General features: G+C 53.2%; 14 protein-coding genes. 11 read left to right on the top strand and 3 right to left on the bottom strand.

The features are described 5' to 3' along the window. Nucleotides 1–274: 274 nt before the first annotated feature. The gene (locus MKY58_RS19740) at nt 275–2,014 is read left to right on the top strand and encodes a sugar-binding domain-containing protein (RefSeq protein ID WP_339325209.1); all 1,740 of its coding nucleotides are present in this window, start codon (nt 275–277) and stop codon (nt 2,012–2,014) included. 33 nt (nt 2,015–2,047) lie between these two features. Here MKY58_RS19740 and MKY58_RS19735 read toward each other — a convergent pair whose 3' ends face one another. Together MKY58_RS19735 and MKY58_RS19730 are read right to left on the bottom strand one after the other, a co-directional pair. Next, the gene (locus MKY58_RS19735; RefSeq protein WP_339321742.1) at nt 2,048–2,617 is read right to left on the bottom strand and encodes a GNAT family protein; all 570 of its coding nucleotides are present in this window, start codon (nt 2,615–2,617) and stop codon (nt 2,048–2,050) included. Nucleotides 2,618–2,638: 21 nt separating this feature from the next. Then, nucleotides 2,639–4,243, bottom strand: coding sequence for an ATP-binding protein (locus tag MKY58_RS19730; protein WP_339321741.1), 1,605 nt, complete (start codon nt 4,241–4,243; stop codon nt 2,639–2,641). A gap of 166 nt (nt 4,244–4,409) precedes the next feature. Between MKY58_RS19730 and MKY58_RS19725 the strand changes: the two genes are divergently transcribed. The 5 genes from MKY58_RS19725 (at nt 4,410) to MKY58_RS19705 (ending at nt 10,373) form a co-directional block, all read left to right on the top strand. Continuing rightward, on the top strand, nt 4,410–6,107 hold the full coding sequence (locus MKY58_RS19725; protein ID WP_339321740.1) for a PrpR N-terminal domain-containing protein: 1,698 nt from the start codon (nt 4,410–4,412) through the stop codon (nt 6,105–6,107). Between the two features lie 171 nt (nt 6,108–6,278). Further along, nucleotides 6,279–7,241 carry a 2-keto-3-deoxygluconate permease gene (locus MKY58_RS19720; protein WP_339321739.1) on the top strand — a complete coding sequence of 321 codons (963 nt, stop codon included), beginning with the start codon at nt 6,279–6,281 and terminating at the stop codon, nt 7,239–7,241. A gap of 15 nt (nt 7,242–7,256) precedes the next feature. Next, nucleotides 7,257–8,561, top strand: coding sequence for a four-carbon acid sugar kinase family protein (locus tag MKY58_RS19715; RefSeq protein WP_339321738.1), 1,305 nt, complete (start codon nt 7,257–7,259; stop codon nt 8,559–8,561). Nucleotide 8,562: 1 nt separating this feature from the next. Then, nucleotides 8,563–9,570, top strand: a complete 1,008-nt coding sequence (pdxA, locus tag MKY58_RS19710; RefSeq protein ID WP_339321737.1) for a 4-hydroxythreonine-4-phosphate dehydrogenase PdxA — start codon at nt 8,563–8,565, stop codon at nt 9,568–9,570. A gap of 293 nt (nt 9,571–9,863) precedes the next feature. Then, nucleotides 9,864–10,373 carry a DinB family protein gene (locus MKY58_RS19705; protein ID WP_339321736.1) on the top strand — a complete coding sequence of 170 codons (510 nt, stop codon included), beginning with the start codon at nt 9,864–9,866 and terminating at the stop codon, nt 10,371–10,373. Between the two features lie 251 nt (nt 10,374–10,624). On the opposite strand, the gene MKY58_RS19700 is transcribed toward MKY58_RS19705, so the two are convergent. Continuing rightward, the gene (locus tag MKY58_RS19700; protein WP_339321735.1) at nt 10,625–11,032 is read right to left on the bottom strand and encodes a VOC family protein; all 408 of its coding nucleotides are present in this window, start codon (nt 11,030–11,032) and stop codon (nt 10,625–10,627) included. Between the two features lie 184 nt (nt 11,033–11,216). Here MKY58_RS19700 and MKY58_RS19695 point away from each other — a divergent pair, with 184 nt between their 5' ends. The 5 genes from MKY58_RS19695 (at nt 11,217) to MKY58_RS19675 (ending at nt 14,978) form a co-directional block, all read left to right on the top strand. Next, nucleotides 11,217–12,026 (top strand): helix-turn-helix domain-containing protein, encoded by an 810-nt coding sequence (locus tag MKY58_RS19695; protein WP_339321734.1) that lies wholly within the window; start codon nt 11,217–11,219, stop codon nt 12,024–12,026. Nucleotides 12,027–12,112: 86 nt separating this feature from the next. Beyond that, nucleotides 12,113–12,535: a VOC family protein gene (locus tag MKY58_RS19690; protein WP_339321733.1), complete on the top strand. Its 423-nt coding sequence runs from the start codon at nt 12,113–12,115 to the stop codon at nt 12,533–12,535. A 177-nt stretch (nt 12,536–12,712) separates the two neighbouring features. Next, complete coding sequence (locus MKY58_RS19685; RefSeq protein ID WP_339321732.1) at nt 12,713–13,297, top strand: RNA polymerase sigma factor; 585 nt, start codon at nt 12,713–12,715, stop codon at nt 13,295–13,297. After that, nucleotides 13,272–14,468, top strand: a complete 1,197-nt coding sequence (locus MKY58_RS19680; RefSeq protein WP_339321731.1) for a DUF4179 domain-containing protein — start codon at nt 13,272–13,274, stop codon at nt 14,466–14,468. Before MKY58_RS19685 ends, MKY58_RS19680 begins: the two co-directional genes overlap by 26 nt. Nucleotides 14,469–14,549: 81 nt before the next feature. Beyond that, nucleotides 14,550–14,978, top strand: coding sequence for a hypothetical protein (locus MKY58_RS19675; protein ID WP_339321730.1), 429 nt, complete (start codon nt 14,550–14,552; stop codon nt 14,976–14,978). Nucleotides 14,979–15,339: the final 361 nt, after the last annotated feature.

Genomic DNA, 15,339 nt, shown 5'->3' with positions numbered 1-15,339 from the left:
TTCATGCTGGACCGCGGTTTTTTTCGCTATTTGAAAACGAATGCGCTTCATGAACCGCCATCGTTCCGTTTGAAGGAACGGTGGCTTTTTGCGTGAGCAAACTGAAAATGGCAACCATTAGTTAATGTATAAATTAATCAAAAAGAAAAATGTTGACTAAAATTTCCGGTTATTTTATGATCTACTCGAGAATTGATAAATTAATGATTAACTTATATGTTAACTAAATGAATCATCCGATTATAATTGCAAAGGAGTTTTGCAAGTGGAACAGATGTCTTCGATTCCCCGTCCCGAATACCCCCGCCCCCAATGGGTGCGCAGCAGCTGGCTCAATTTAAACGGGCCCTGGCAATTTGAGATCGATCACGGCAAAAGCGGAAAAGAACGCGGATATGCAGAGCCCTCGCATCGGCTGTCGGGAACGATTACCGTCCCGTTTTGTCCCGAGAGCAAGCTGTCCGGCGTGGAATACAAAGATTTCATGGCGGCGGTATGGTATAAACGGGAATTTTCGGTGCCCGAAACGTGGAAGGACGGCAGGATTTTGCTGCACTTTGGGGCCGTCGATTACGAAACCGAGGTATGGGTCAACGGAGCTTCCGTGGGCAAACATCGCGGAGGATACGCCTCTTTCGCTTTTGACGTCACCTCGCACATCCTGCCGGGGACAAACGTCGTGACCGTGTATGCCGAAGACGATGTCCGTTCGGGGAGCCAGCCGCGCGGGAAGCAAAGCGGAAGGTACCATTCGCACGGCTGCGACTATACGCGCACGACGGGGATTTGGCAAACCGTGTGGCTGGAGCACGTGCCTGAATCCTATCTGGCGGACATGAAGCTGGTGGCCGATCCGGGCAACGCCTGCGTCCATCTGGAAGTGAAAATCGCCGGCAATGCAGCCGGAGACAACCTCGAAGCCGCCGCGTTTTACGGCGGTAAACCCGTCGGCCGTGCCAGCGCGCTGATCCAAGGCACTGCGGTCAAACTTACGATTCCGTTATCGGAAATCCACTTGTGGGAACCGGGCAACGGCAGGCTGTACGATCTGCGGCTGTCCCTTCACAAGCAGGATCGGATCAGCGATACGGTCGAATCGTATTTCGGCTTGCGGACGGTAAGGCTGGACGGCATGGCGTTCCGGATCAACGACAAATCTGTATTCCAGCGGCTTGTGCTGGATCAAGGCTTTTACCCGGACGGCATCTACACCGCTCCAAGCGACGAAGATCTCCGCAAGGATATCGAAATATCGATGGGACTGGGTTTCAACGGCGCCAGGCTGCACGAAAAAATGTTCGAGCCGCGTTTCTTGTATTGGGCGGACCGGCTGGGTTATCTGGTATGGGGCGAACATGCCAACTGGGGACTGGATATTACCGGCGCCGAAAGCCTTGCGCGGTTTTTGCCCGAGTGGATCGAAGGCGTGGAGCGCGATTTCAACCATCCTGCCCTGATCGGCTGGTGCCCGTTTAACGAGACTTGGGATCAGGACGGCGTCAAGCAAAACGACGACGTGCTGCGCATCGTGTACGAGATGACGAAACGGATCGACCCGACGCGCCCGGTGATCGATACCAGCGGAAACTTCCATGTCGTCACCGATATTTTCGACATCCATGATTATGACCAAAATCCGGAGACGTTCCGGGCCAAACTGGAACCGATGAAAAGCGGCGGGGAGGCGTACAACACCTTCCCGGACCGGCAGACGTACGAGGGGCAGCCTTATTTCGTCAGCGAGTACGGCGGCATTTGGTGGAATCCCGATCAAAAGGACGACAAGGCATGGGGATACGGCGACAGACCCGATTCCGAAGAAGCGTTTATGAAGCGTTACGAGGGCTTGACAAGCGCATTATTGGAGCATCCGATGATCTTCGGATTTTGTTATACCCAGCTGTACGACGTGGAGCAGGAAGTGAACGGGCTGTATACCTACGACAGACGCGCCAAGTTTGACCCTGAAACCATCCGGCGCATCAATTCCCGCAAGGCCGCGATCGAAGATTGACGGACGTTACGGCGAAAAAACAAAACCCGACTCTTATGAGCCGGGTTGTTTTTGTTCCTCCCAATCCTCCCGCGTCATGGCGAACAGCTCGTGATCCTCCCACACGCCATGGATCTGCAGATATCGTTTGGCAAGTCCTTCGCGCCGGAATCCGACCTTTTCCAGCACGCGCAGCGAAGGCCGATTTCTCGGCATCACGCCGGCCTGAACGCGGTGAAGGCCCATTTCCTCAAAGGCATACCCTACGCAAAGCCGCACCGCCTCGGTCATGAGTCCTTTTCCGCGATGCTCTTGCCCGATAAAATACCCCAGGTTTGCGTTTTGAAACGGGCCGCGCGCGATTCCGGTGAGCGCTACCCTGCCCGCCAGCTCGTCCGTTTCCTTCAGGAAAATGCCGAATAACACCGACGTCGCCTGATCCTTATCGCCCATTCCGGTCAAAATATCCTTTTCCTGGCCTTCCGCCGTAAAATAAGACGCGTCGCGGATCGGCTCGAACGGCTGCAAATATTGGCGGTTGCGGATCCGAAGTTCGAGCAGCTCCTGCGCATGTTCCGGCAGGAGGCGCTTTAACATGATGTTTCCCGGGCTGTCCATCAACATCGTTTTTCACTCCCCGTATTCCTACAGATTCAGCGCGGCTCCCGAAGAAGGAGGGAGCAATTCCCGGTCTTGCCGGCCGCCCAGCTTCGAATGGGTCAGATAGTCTGCCAGCGCTTGCTGCAAGGTTCCTTTCGTCACGGCCTTGGACTCGAAGGACAACCCGTTTCGGATCATCATTTTGACGATTTCCGGCCGGAGTCCCGTAATGATCGTCTTGCAGCCCATCATTTTGATCCCGTCGATCAGGTTGATCAGCCGGTGCACCGCTTCGGCTTCGATGCCGACGACTCCCGACAAATCGATGACGAGCGTTTGGATGTTCTCTTTGCCGATTTGATCCAGAATCTTCTCTTCCATGATATCGTAGCGGACGTTATCGATCGAGCCGATCAGGGGCAGGATCGAAATCGACTGGCTGAGCGGGATGAACGGGACGGACAACTCCATGACCATTTCCTTCTGAGTCCGGATCAGATCATCTTTGAATTGGGAATAATTCATGAAAAAATGGCTTAAAAAAAGATCCATCAGTTCGTTGATCTGCTTCTCCAGCCCGTAAAACTGTTCTTTGTTCGTCGTATGGCCGTTTATCCGGTCGTAGTTGTAGAGAAACTCCCACATGACGCGCCGTACCGCTTGGATCCATTCCAATTTGAAGGCCAGGGTCAGCGAATGTTTCGCCCACGTGATGCCCTCCGCCTTGGCGAAGGAGATGACCTCGTATTCTTTTCCTTGAACGATATACAGCACGAGCTTATGGGCATTATCCAGCAGGTTGAAGTTTCCGATGTCCAAAATCTCGTTGATTTTATCCCTGACGGTAACCGCCTCGGACAAAAGCCTTTGTTCGAACATGTCGCGGTTGTAAATGAAAAACTCGGATAAATTGCCCCCTTTGAACGTCTCCAGGTCCAAACGATTCACCTCCTTTATTCCGGTGTTGCCGGCGCCTTTCGGAAAAACGATCGTAAACCTCGTTCCTTCGCCTTCTTCGCTTGTGACCGAGATTTCCCCCTTATGCTGGTAGGCGACGGAAAAAACAAGCGTAAGTCCCATGCCGGTGCCGTTTTCTTTCGTCGAAAAAAAAGGAGTGCCTAACTGGCTGAGCTTATCTTTCGGAATTCCGCTGCCGGTGTCTTCTATGTAAACGGTGATATGATTGTCGGAGGCCTGGTGGCCGATCGTGACGGTGCCCTTGTCCGGAATCGCTTCGAACGCGTTTTTGATCAAGTTGAAAAACATTTTTTTCAATTGATTGCGCCTGCCGTAAATAAAATTCCCCGAGTCCCTGAGCTCCCGTTGCAAATGCACCCGATAAAATTGATCCTGAAATAGCTGAATGATCGACTCCAGTTCGACGGTCAAATCAATCGGTTCGGTGGGCTCGTTATCCAGATCGGGTTTGGAAACTTGCAGCAAGTTTTGCAGGATGTCAATGGCATTCTCCAGTTCGGACTGGGCGATGTCGATATAGTTCGCATCATTTTTTTCTTTCAAGAGCTGGAGAAATCCTTTGACGGCCGTTAGAGGATTTTTGACCTCATGGGCAATGCCTGCCGCGATTTGCCCGACTGAAGCCAACTGGGTCAAGTGCATATCGTTTTGCATATGGTTACGTCGTTCCACCGTTTATCAGCCCTTTCTCGCTGAGTGCTCGTTTCTTGATATCATCTTAATATATATTTTCCGACAAAGGTATAGCGCAAATGGACTTCGTCAGACGTTCGTTGCATCGGTCCGGCCGATATGTTATGACTGAAATACAAAAGTAAAGGATATAGGTGTGGTTAACATGAAGATCAAAGCTCTGTTCGTAGCCCCGTATGCGGCAATGGAGAACTTAATAGAAGAGTGCAGGAAGCAGGATAGCGAGCTCGATCTGACGATCCGGACAGGCAATCTGCAGGAAGGGGTGGCGCTGGCCAAGCAGGCGGAAGCCGAAGGCTTCGATTGCATCATCAGCCGGGGCGGAACGGCCAAGCTGATCAGCGAAGCGGTCGACATCCCGGTGATCGACGTGCGCGTGTCCGGATACGACATGCTGCGGGTGCTTACGCTTGCGAACGATTTTCCGAGGAAAAAGGCAATCGTCGGGTTTCCGGCCATTACGGCCGGCGCGAAAGCGATTATCGACCTGCTCGACATTCCGATCGATATGTTCACAATCCGGGACGAGAGCGAAACGGAAGCGTTATTGCGGCAGTTAAAAGAGGAAGGATACCAGCTGATCATGGGCGACGTGGTGACGTTCGAAACGGCGTCGCGGCTCGGCTTGCTCGGGATCTTGATCCAGTCCGGCCGGGAATCCATTTTCGATGCGTTCAAGGAAGCGGCGACCGTTTCGCGCTGGCTTGCGAAAAGCAGGCAGGAAATCGAGCGGCTGAAGGGGATTTTACGTGCCGCGGCGTCCGACTTGATGGTGTTAGCGGATAACGGGAGCGTGGTATATGAGCAGTGGAAAACGTTCGGCGCACGGCCTGAACTGGACATTCCGGTCGCCGAGGGCGCATCCGAACCCGGCGGGCCAAGCCGGGAGATGCTTCATGCAACGGATCCTGATGGACAATCGGTCAAAGTGGTCAAAACCCGAATCGCAATCGGCGAATCGGCGTATTGGCTATGCGAATTTTTTAAGGAGCCGGCCCGCAGGGAGTCCGAAGACAAACTCCGGATTCATATGGAGCCCGCCCCGCTGATCATCCATCAGAGCCAAGCCATGAACACATGCCTGACGATGATCGGCCGCAGCGTGACATATGACCAGTTTATCTTCATTGGCGGGAAGGGAACGGGAAAAAGATTGCTGGCCAGATATTTGCATGATCTCAAAACGAAAGGACACGGATATTTCGCTTCGGTGAAGGCGGCGGATTTGCGGGAGCTGAGCCCGGAGGAGATCCCCGAGGAGGTCCGGACGGTGTATGTCCATGCCTTTGACCGTTTGCCGGGCGGCCGGGAGGAAATCCAGTGGCAAAAAATCGAGGCGTTAAAAAGGCGCGGGCTCACGCTTATTTTTGCCATGACTGAGGAGGAGGCTTCCGGGGAACATAGGATATATGAAGACGGAACCATTCACGTGCATGTTCCGGCGCTGGCCGAACGGAAAGAGGACCTGAAGGAACTGGTCACGACGTTTCTGCTGCATTTCAGCCAGACGCTCGGCACCTCGGCGATCCGGATGACGGAGAAAGGCATGAAGCTGCTGGCGGATTATGATTGGCCCGGCAACGTTTCCGAATTAAAGGTGTTGCTGCAAGAGGCGGTCGTTTTGGAAAAAGGCTACGTCATCGAACATTCGCTGATCGAGCAGCTGCTGCGCCGCAAAGGAAGCGAATCCGGCGCGTCCTCTGAACTGCTGAAGGGAACGCTGGATCAGATCGAGAGAAAAATCATCGAAAAGGTGCTGGAAGAAGAGGGGTTCAACCAGACAAAGGCCGCAAAACGGCTGCAAATTAACCGTTCCACGCTTTGGCGCAAGTTAAAAGACTGATTTTTCCAAACGACCCATATAGACTGTTTAAAGATGCAACATTTTTGGCATGTCACATAATAACATGTCGAAAACTGTTGCATTTTATTTTGTAAGCGATTAATATAATAAACGAAAACGCAATCATTTCACATTACTGTTGCAAAATAAAACAAAGGAGATGAGACAGTCATGAAAATCAAGGCAGCCATTGACAAGATTCCCGGCGGGATGATGCTGATTCCGCTCTTGATCGGGGCCATTATCCGTACGTTTTTTCCCGGAATCTTCGACTTGCCTGAATTTAAAAGCTCTTTCACGGGCGGGCTCCTGACCGGAACTTCCGCACTGCTGGCAGCTTTTTATATCTGTTTGGGTTCGACGATTCGCTTTCAAGCAACCGGTTACATTTTGAAAAAAGGGGTCAGCTTGTGGATCGGCAAAATCGGCACCACCTTCATTATCGCGCTGCTGATTAAAGCCATCTTCCCGGATCAGAACAACCTGTTCCTCGGACTGTCCGCTTTGGCCATCATCGCCGCTTTTTCCGATACGAACGGCGGATTGTACATGGCGCTGATGGGGCAGCTCGGTAAAAAAGCCGAAGACGTCGCCGCTTATTCCATCATGTCGCTGGAGTCCGGCCCGTTTTTCACGATGCTGATTCTGGGCGTTGCAGGTCTGGCAAGCTTCCCGATCATGGCGTTTGTCTTTGCGATTTTGCCGCTGTTGATCGGCATGATTCTGGGTAATCTGGACGAAAAAATGCGCGAATTTTTGAGCAAAGGCCAGGATGTCATGATCCCGTTGTTCTCGCTGGCGATCGGCGCGAGCATCAACCTTGCCAACGTGGTGAAAGCCGGCGCTTCCGGCATCATTTTGGGTCTTGGCGTCGTCGTCATTACCGGCGGCATGCTGTTTTTGATCGACCGTTTGACGGGCGGAGACGGCGTTGCCGGGATCGCTGCATCGTCGACGGCAGGCAACGCGGCAGCCGTGCCGATGGCGGTAGCGGCCGTGTATACCGGATACAGCGGCATTGCGGCAACGGCAACGCTGCAGGTAACGGCAGCCGTCATCGTCACCGCCATTTTGACGCCGCTCCTGACGACCTGGTTCGCCAAACGGGCGCAGCGCCGGAAAGCACAAGCTTAAGGGAGTCGTTTGGATATGCAGCATTTTTACATCATTGCAGATGATTTGACGGGGGCTAACGATGCCGGCGTGCAGCTGTCGAAAATCGGGATCGCCTCTACCGTCTACCTGGATTTGAAAGAAGGATCGTGGACGGGAGACGGCGGCGACGTGGCGATACTCGACACGGACAGCCGCGCTGCCGACGAACAAGAAGCCTATGACCGGATTCGTAAAGCAAGCGCAATTTTCCGGGCCCGGGGATACGGGCATGCTTATAAAAAAATGGACTCCACCCTCCGGGGGAACGTGGCCGCCGAGCTGGCGGCCGTCGTTTCGGTCCACCAGCCGGAAATCGTCGTCGTGGCTCCGGCCTATCCGAAAATGAACCGGCAGACGATCGGGGGACATCAATTCGTGAACGGCCGGCCGGTTTCTGAAACCGAGTTTGGCAGGGACCCGAAGACGCCGGTAACGGACAGCTACATTCCGAATTTGCTCGGGAAGTACGCGGATGCGGAACGCATCCGTCTTGTCGGAGAAGAACTTCTGAAAGGACCGGAGGATGTTTTCCTGGAATTTATTTTGCGGCATGCGGCGCAAGGCACGACCTGGTTTGTTTGCGACGCGGCCACCGATCAGGATTTGAAGGTTATTGCGGATATGTTCGCCAAGACGAAAAAAACGATCGTTTGGGCCGGGTCAGCCGGACTGATCGAATATTTGCCCCAGGCGCTGGAGCTGCAAAAGAATGCCGTAACGTCGCAAGAGCGGCCTCAGGTGCCGCGGACGCTGACGGTATCGGCAAGCTTGTCCCGCGTGACCAAAGAGCAGCTTGAGCAGGTGCGGACGATGGCGGATGCCTCCTTCGTGGAGGTCGATCCGGTCGAACTCGTCCGGCAAACCTACGCGCTGCGCGAGGTGCTGGAGGCGCTCGGCGGCGCCCGGGACAAAAAGCATTTTGTATTATTCGTCGATTCGTCGGAGAAAAATAGAGAGGCGACGAAACGGCTGGGAGAAGAACTCTCCTTAAACAAGACGGAAATCAGCGAGGCGATTTCGCGGGAGCTTGCAAACATCGCTTCCGAAATCGTAACCTCGTTCCCCGATATTCAGGGGTTGGTCCTAACGGGAGGCGACACGGCCAAGGCGGTTTGCAGCCGGTTGAACATGAACCGGATGCAGCTGCATACCGAGGTCGAAACCGGGCTTCCGCTGGGAATATTGAGGGATGCGGCAGATACGGGTAAAAAGTATTGGACCGTGACCAAAGCCGGGGGATTCGGCGGCCGGCATTCTTTGGCGAACGTGCTGAAATATATGAGTGGAGAGGATGAGTAACATGAATCAAAAGAAACCTGTGATTGGCATTACGATGGGCGACGGAGCCGGGGTCGGACCGGAAATTATTTTGAAAAGCCTGAAAAACCGCGAAATTTACGATCTTTGCGATCCGCTGGTCATCGGCGACAGCAAAATTTTGGACCGCGCCAAATCCTACGTGAACAGCGACCTGAAGGTTCAGACCGTAACGGAGGACCAGCTAGGCCAGATCGCGTACGAATTCGGGACCGTCTACTGCCTGGATCTCGATCTGCTCAGCGCCGACCTGCCGCTTGGACAAGTATCCGCCGAAGCCGGACATGCGGCGTTCGAATATTTGGCCAAGGCGATCGATCTGGCCAAAAAACAGCAAATCGACGCGATCTGCACCGCTCCGCTGAATAAAGAAGCGCTGCATAAGGGCGGCCACCAGTATCCGGGGCATACCGAAATTTTGGCCGACCTGACGGATACGAGCGAATTTTCGATGATGCTGTCCGCGCCTAACCTGAAAGTCATCCACGTCACCACGCATGTCGGCTTGATCGACGCCGTAAAAATGATCAATCCGGAGCGGGTGTACCGCGTCATTCAGCTGGCGCATGAAACGTTGACCAAATCGGGCATCGAAAATCCGCGCATCGCCGTCTGCGGCATCAATCCGCATGCGGGCGAAAACGGCCTGTTCGGATACGGCGAAGAAGAGGAGAAGGTCGTTCCCGGCGTGAAAAAGGCGCAGGAGGAAGGCATCAACGCCGTCGGGCCGCTGCCTGCCGATACGTTGTTTTTCCGCACCGTGCGCGGCGATTTCGACATCGTCGTGGCGATGTATCATGATCAGGGGCACGGGCCGGTGAAGGTGCTTGGCCTCGATGCGGGCGTCAATATTACGGTCGGGCTTCCGATCATCCGTACCAGCGTCGATCACGGCACCGCGTTCGATATCGCCGGCAAAGGCATCGTCGAAGAGAAAAGCATGATGGAAGCGATCCGTCAGGCCGTGGAGCTGGCTCCTAAGAGAAAATAAAGCGAACGGACAAACATATATGGCACAGGTTTCCCGTCCCTGGAGGCGGCGACCGGTGCTCAAATGACCAGATGCAGCAAAAAAGCGCCGAAGCATGTTTTCGGCGCTTTTTCCTTGCGTACCGGCAAGAGGATGGCCTCGGCCCCTCGGCAAAAACGCAAGTTTCCGGAAACGGCACTTTCGCAAAATTTAAGAACTCATGGGATAGGCGGTGTGATAAGATCAAATGGATCAGGCATAACATCATTTGGCAGATAGCCGGCAGGAAGCAGATTGGAAAAGGAGTGTTTATTATGAACGGTGCCATGCTGATTGAAACGTACAAAAGCGGTTTGCAGCGCTATTCGATGGCTGAACTGAGGCATAAATCCGCGCCGGAGGTTTGGTCTCTTGGGCAAATGCTCGACCACTTGATCCTGGCCTCCTTGGATTATTTTGAAAAAGTGGAGATTTGCGCGGCCGACGGAGAGGAACAAACGCTTGGAAAAACGGAAGCGGGCGAGCGGCTGTTCGAGCTTGGCGGATTCCCGCCCGTGAAAATTAAATTGCCGGACGGCCCGGAAAACAATCCCAGCAATACGCAAAGCAAAGAAGAATTATTGCGCGGGCTGGATCAAGTGCTGCAAAAAATGAAGGAGTGGGAAGGCCGAATCGACTCGGTCCATCCCTGCCGCAAAGTAAAACACGACGGCTTTGGCTGGTTGAACGCGCGGGAATGGTTTGAGCTGAATGATATGCATTTGCGCCATCACCTTCGTCAAAAGGAAGAATTGGAGCAAAAAGCGGGGGTGCTCTCGCGGTAACCGAAACAAGGCGGCGGATTCGGTCCGAACCCCGTTTGCAATCGCTCCTATCCGGGGCACGCGAAAGTTCGCCCGAGGCGCCGAAAGAAACGGAGCCGGCGCTGCATGATGCGTTTTATGCAAGATTTTCCTAAAGGATCGAGACCTCCTTTAATCCCCAAAACGCGGGAAAGGAGGTCTTTTAAGATTGGTGTCATGGCTTGTTCAAGTCGCGGAAGCGGCCGCTTAAACGGATACCCTCGCTTAAACGGTTACGCTTCCGAAGGGTCATCCGAGGTGATCATCCAGGTCACGCCGTATCGATCCACGAGTTTCCCGTAATGCAGGCCGTAAGGCTGGCGGGCGAAAGGATGCTTCACTGTGCCGCCGGACGATAGTCTGGCGAATGCTTCCGCGGCTTCGGATGGCGTCGGGAACGATACATCCAGCATCATGCCTGCGCCTTGCGTGAAAGGTTCGAGCGCGTCCGCCATAAAAATCGCGTTTTCCCCCGCCACCATCACGCACAGATGCATCACTTTGTCCCGATGCTCGCCTTCGGCGCCCGCGGCTTGTCCATGCGTAAACACGGACTTGATCTCCCCGCCGAGCGATTCCGCGTAGAACCGGGCCTGGCTTCTGGCATCTTCCGATAAAATAAATGGTCTAAGCGTTCCCAATATGCATACATCCTTTCGGGTCATTTTGGTGTTCCGTACGGGTTTTATTATAACCCCCGCCGGCTTGCCGCGTTTCTTATGGATTGCTGGCTTGTGGATTGCTGGCTTGCAGCCCCGGGATTTATTTTGGCGGGACGGCGGAAGTGTAGTAGAATGGGCTTAATTCGGATGGGAGGGACCGAACATGAGAACCTATCTGCCGTTGCAGCCGCCGATGCTGGAGCCCGTGCAGGATTCGTCTTACCGATACCGGGAATTTCCGCCGGGCCAGGCGCTGGAGCCTTACGTGGCTTGTTATTGGACCGTCGAATTCGACGCTTCTTGCGACCGCAAGCTGCACCGCATCATACCGGATGGGTGCGCGGACATCATTTTCGACCTCCATGCCCCGTCGTTTGCCCAAAGCGCCATGCTCGCGGGTTTAATGTCATCCTTCGAGACGATGGATTTAACCGGTCGCTGTTATTTCTTCGGCATTCGCTTTTTTGCGGATCAGGCCAGCCGGTTTATCGGCTATTCCGTTTCGGAGCTTTCCGGGGGTGACGTTTTTCTGGAAGACGTCTGGGGAACGGAAGCAAGCTTGGTCGCAGAACGGGTTCAAGAAGCCGCGGGCAGCGTGCAGGCGATGATCGGGTTGGTGGAATCGCTGCTCTTGGCGAAGCTCCAGCGTTCGGCATGTCCTGACCCTCAGCCGATCCGAACCGCGATGCAGCATCTGTATGCCGGCCGGGGAATGGTTTCCGTGCGTGCTTTGGCCGAGGAGTTATGCTACAGCGAACGGACCGTGAGGAGGATGTTCCGGAAGGAATTCGGAATGGCTCCCAAGGAGCTGGCAAGCATCATTCGATTCCAGTGCCTGTTGCAGGAGCTGCATAAGGGGCCTTCGTTCCGCTTTTCGGATACGGCCGTTCAACACGGTTATTACGATCAGCCCCATCTCATCCATATGTTCAAACGATTTTACGGATTGACGCCCCATCAAGTGTTCAGGTAATATGTCCGTTTTTTACAATCCAAAACTTAGAACATTTTGCGATCCTTTAAACAGGCTTGAAACCGTACAAAGGAGGATCAATTTCGATGAAACCGCGCATTTCCGTACTTACGCTTGGCGTTGAAGACTTGGAAAGGTCGCTTGCATTTTACCGGGACGGGCTTGGCCTGCCGACGGAAGGGATCGTGGGCAAAGAATTCGAGCACGGAGCGGTGGCGTTTTTCGATTTGCAGGCAGGGGTCAAGCTTGCCCTTTGGAGCCGGAAGGACCTCTCCCACGAAGCGAAAGTCCCGCTCGCCCCGCCAAGTTCGACCGAAATGACGATCGGGCACAACGTGGCCAGCAAGGAAGAAGTGGATCAAGTGATGGAACAAGCCCGGAAGGCGGGCGCCACAATTACGGACCCGGCGCATGAGACCTTCTGGGGAGGTTATTCCGGCCATTTCATGGATCCGGACGGGCATCTCTGGGAGGTCGTCTGGAACCCGGCATGGGAGCTTGAGGCGTAAGCGGCGTTTTATGCAGCGGTCTTGAACAAGCTTCGCGCCACCCATGAGAGCGACAGAAAATCCCTTCAGGCAAACCTGGTTTGCCGAAGGGATTTTTCGTTTTTATCCGGGCTTATGTCACATTCGGCTGTTCGGCAGACGTTATACAGGTGAAGACGGACAAGAGGAGGTGATTCCATGGAACGGTTCAGCCCCGGGGCCGGTGAGCCGGACGAAATCGAAGCCGTCGTGGAAAAAGTCAAAAACGGAGACAGGCAGGCTTACGCCGTTATCATACGCGCCTTCGAGCATCAAATCTATACGTATTGCTATTACATCCTGAAAAACCGCGAGGAAGCGGAGGATGCGCTGCAGGACATTTTTATTAAAGTGTATCAATCGATCGACAAATATAACCCGCAGGTGTCCTTTTCCTCCTGGCTGTACAAAGTGGCGTATCATCATTGCCTGGATCAGCTTCGCAAGAAAAGCCGCCGCAAAAAGCTGATCGATGGCCAAAAGGAGCTGCAGCAGCTTGACGATTACCGTCATGCGGGCAGCGAACGCGCGGTGGAGGAGCTGTTGATGAACCTGAAGCCGGAGGAGCGGAATTTGGTGCTGCTGAAGGTCGTGGAACAGTACAGCTTCGAGGAGATCGGAGAGATCATGGACTGCAAACCTGCAACCCTGCGCAAGAAATACGAACGCGTAAGGAAAAAACTCATTCAGCAAAAAAGAAAAGAAGGAGGGCTAACCCATGAGCGCATGGTTAGATCAAACTGAGGAAGAGCAAATGATGCAGATCCGGCGGGCGGTCAAACAAACGAAAATGCCCGAGGTTAGCTATACAAATCATATTATGGAGAGGGTGGAAAACATGGACAGACGAAGCAGAAAGTCAATCCATCGCAAAGGAGGCTGGGTCAAAAAAACGGCGATCAGCGTATCGGCGGCGGCCGTTCTCGGAGGCGTCGTGTTAGGCAGCGGGTTCGTATCCCCGGCCATGGCGGACGCGCTGAAAAACGTACCTTTGATCGGCAGCGTGTTCCAATACAATTTTGACCCTACCCTGAAGCAAGCCAGCATTTCGGGGCTGACGACGGAGCCGAACCTGAGCGTGACCCGGGACGGGCTGACGCTGAACATCAAGGAAGTCATGTATGACGGAACGCGGCTCGCGTTTATGATCGAACGCCAGGGCATGGACGACGATACCGTTCTGTCTCCATACCTCCCGGAAGGCGCAACCAACGTATCCGGGGAGACGCATAAGAAAGTGCCCGTGGAACAGCAGAAAAAAGGGTACCTGTTCATGCCGGAGGTGACGATCCAAGGGAAATCGGGATTTTTCGGTTCCTTCACGGACGCGGTCGGCCAAACCGAAGACGGCAAATTCATCCGCAATATGGCCATGTATGAAATCACGAGCGGATTGTCGGATAAACAACTTCCAAACGAGTTCAACATGACGGTTAAAATGAATGTCAGCGGTTTTAAAGAGCCGTTCGTGTTCCAAGTGCCGGTCAAAAACCTGGCCAAAGGAAACGTGGTGCTTCATCCGAACCAAACCCAGAGCAGCGGCGCGTTCAGCTACACCGTAAAAACGATCGAGATCACGCCGGTGACGACCCGCCTCGTTTTGGACAGCCAAGGCAGCGTGCCGTCCACGCCGGAGCAATCGGGCGAGTTCAGCGCCACCAAAATGTACTACGATATCGTGGATCAGGACGGAAAGCCGCTGGATCAAAAAATGATCGGATACTTCCATCAAAATCCGAAGACCGAATACCACGAGGACGAAACCTACAGCCCGTTTGCGAAGAAACCGACCTCTATTACGATCAAGCCGTATACGATGACGGTCAATAAGGACTGGTCCGTCGTGGAAGATGCAAACGGCAAGCCGGTCAAAACATACCATAAGGATCTCGAAATGACGATTCCGGTGCAATAAACGCCCGGCAGTCATGAACCCGTAGCTCTAACTAAGCCGGCGGGCAGCGGAATTAACGGGGCTGTCTCAAAAGTAGGTTTCTTGTTTGACGACGCAGCTCACTTCAATGGAGCGATCATCGTTTTGCTGACTCCCGTTAATTCCGCTACTTTATCCAGGCTTAGTTTTTTCGCTCGCGGATGTCCTTTGATTTCTGGCAATGACCAGATGAATTTCTTCTGCCATAGGAATACGCGCTCCTCAAGGGATATTTACATCATGGTCATGTATTTGGCCAAGAAGTATGGTTTTCGCCATACGTTAAAATTTTGTTTAGGCGTGAGGGCCGGTTTTTACGTCATACTTTTGTTATGCTGTTATTTCAATCTTTGGTTAAAAGATATCGTCTCCAAAATCGAGTTTTGGATGTCGATCATCGGTTCAGCGTACATGGTATATCTGGGGATAAAAATTATTCGGAGCAAAGAAGAAGGCGGTCGAGGGAATGTGGAGGGGGACTTTGTCGCATAATAGATAAAGAAAATGCATCGAGGGTCTACAGAGCTACTCTTTATTAATTTATCTTTTTATAGTTATTAAATTAATTAGTATAAGAATTGGGATCTTCAATAATTGTATAGGAACACCAGTTCTTATTCTTAATCGATTAATTTACATTTCATGCGAAAAAGGGACAATTATGGACCCAATGCGTATTGGTTCCATAAGCCCCCACATTCCAGCTAGTGTCGGAACTGACCGCCTTATATATGGGAGAGTAACCGGATAGAGCATACGTTTTTTCACCTTCTATATTCTTGGGATGAGCCTCTTGCGTTTTCTTCAGAATCTGATAGTACTCCTCTGATGTTCTAAAAGCAGTCGACCCTTC

Source organism: Paenibacillus sp. FSL W8-0194, from assembly GCF_037969745.1.
GTDB classification, from domain to species: domain Bacteria; phylum Bacillota; class Bacilli; order Paenibacillales; family Paenibacillaceae; genus Paenibacillus_AQ; species Paenibacillus_AQ cookii.
The sequence above is the reverse complement of the archived record's forward strand: the minus strand, read 5'-3'. Positions and strand labels throughout refer to the sequence as shown.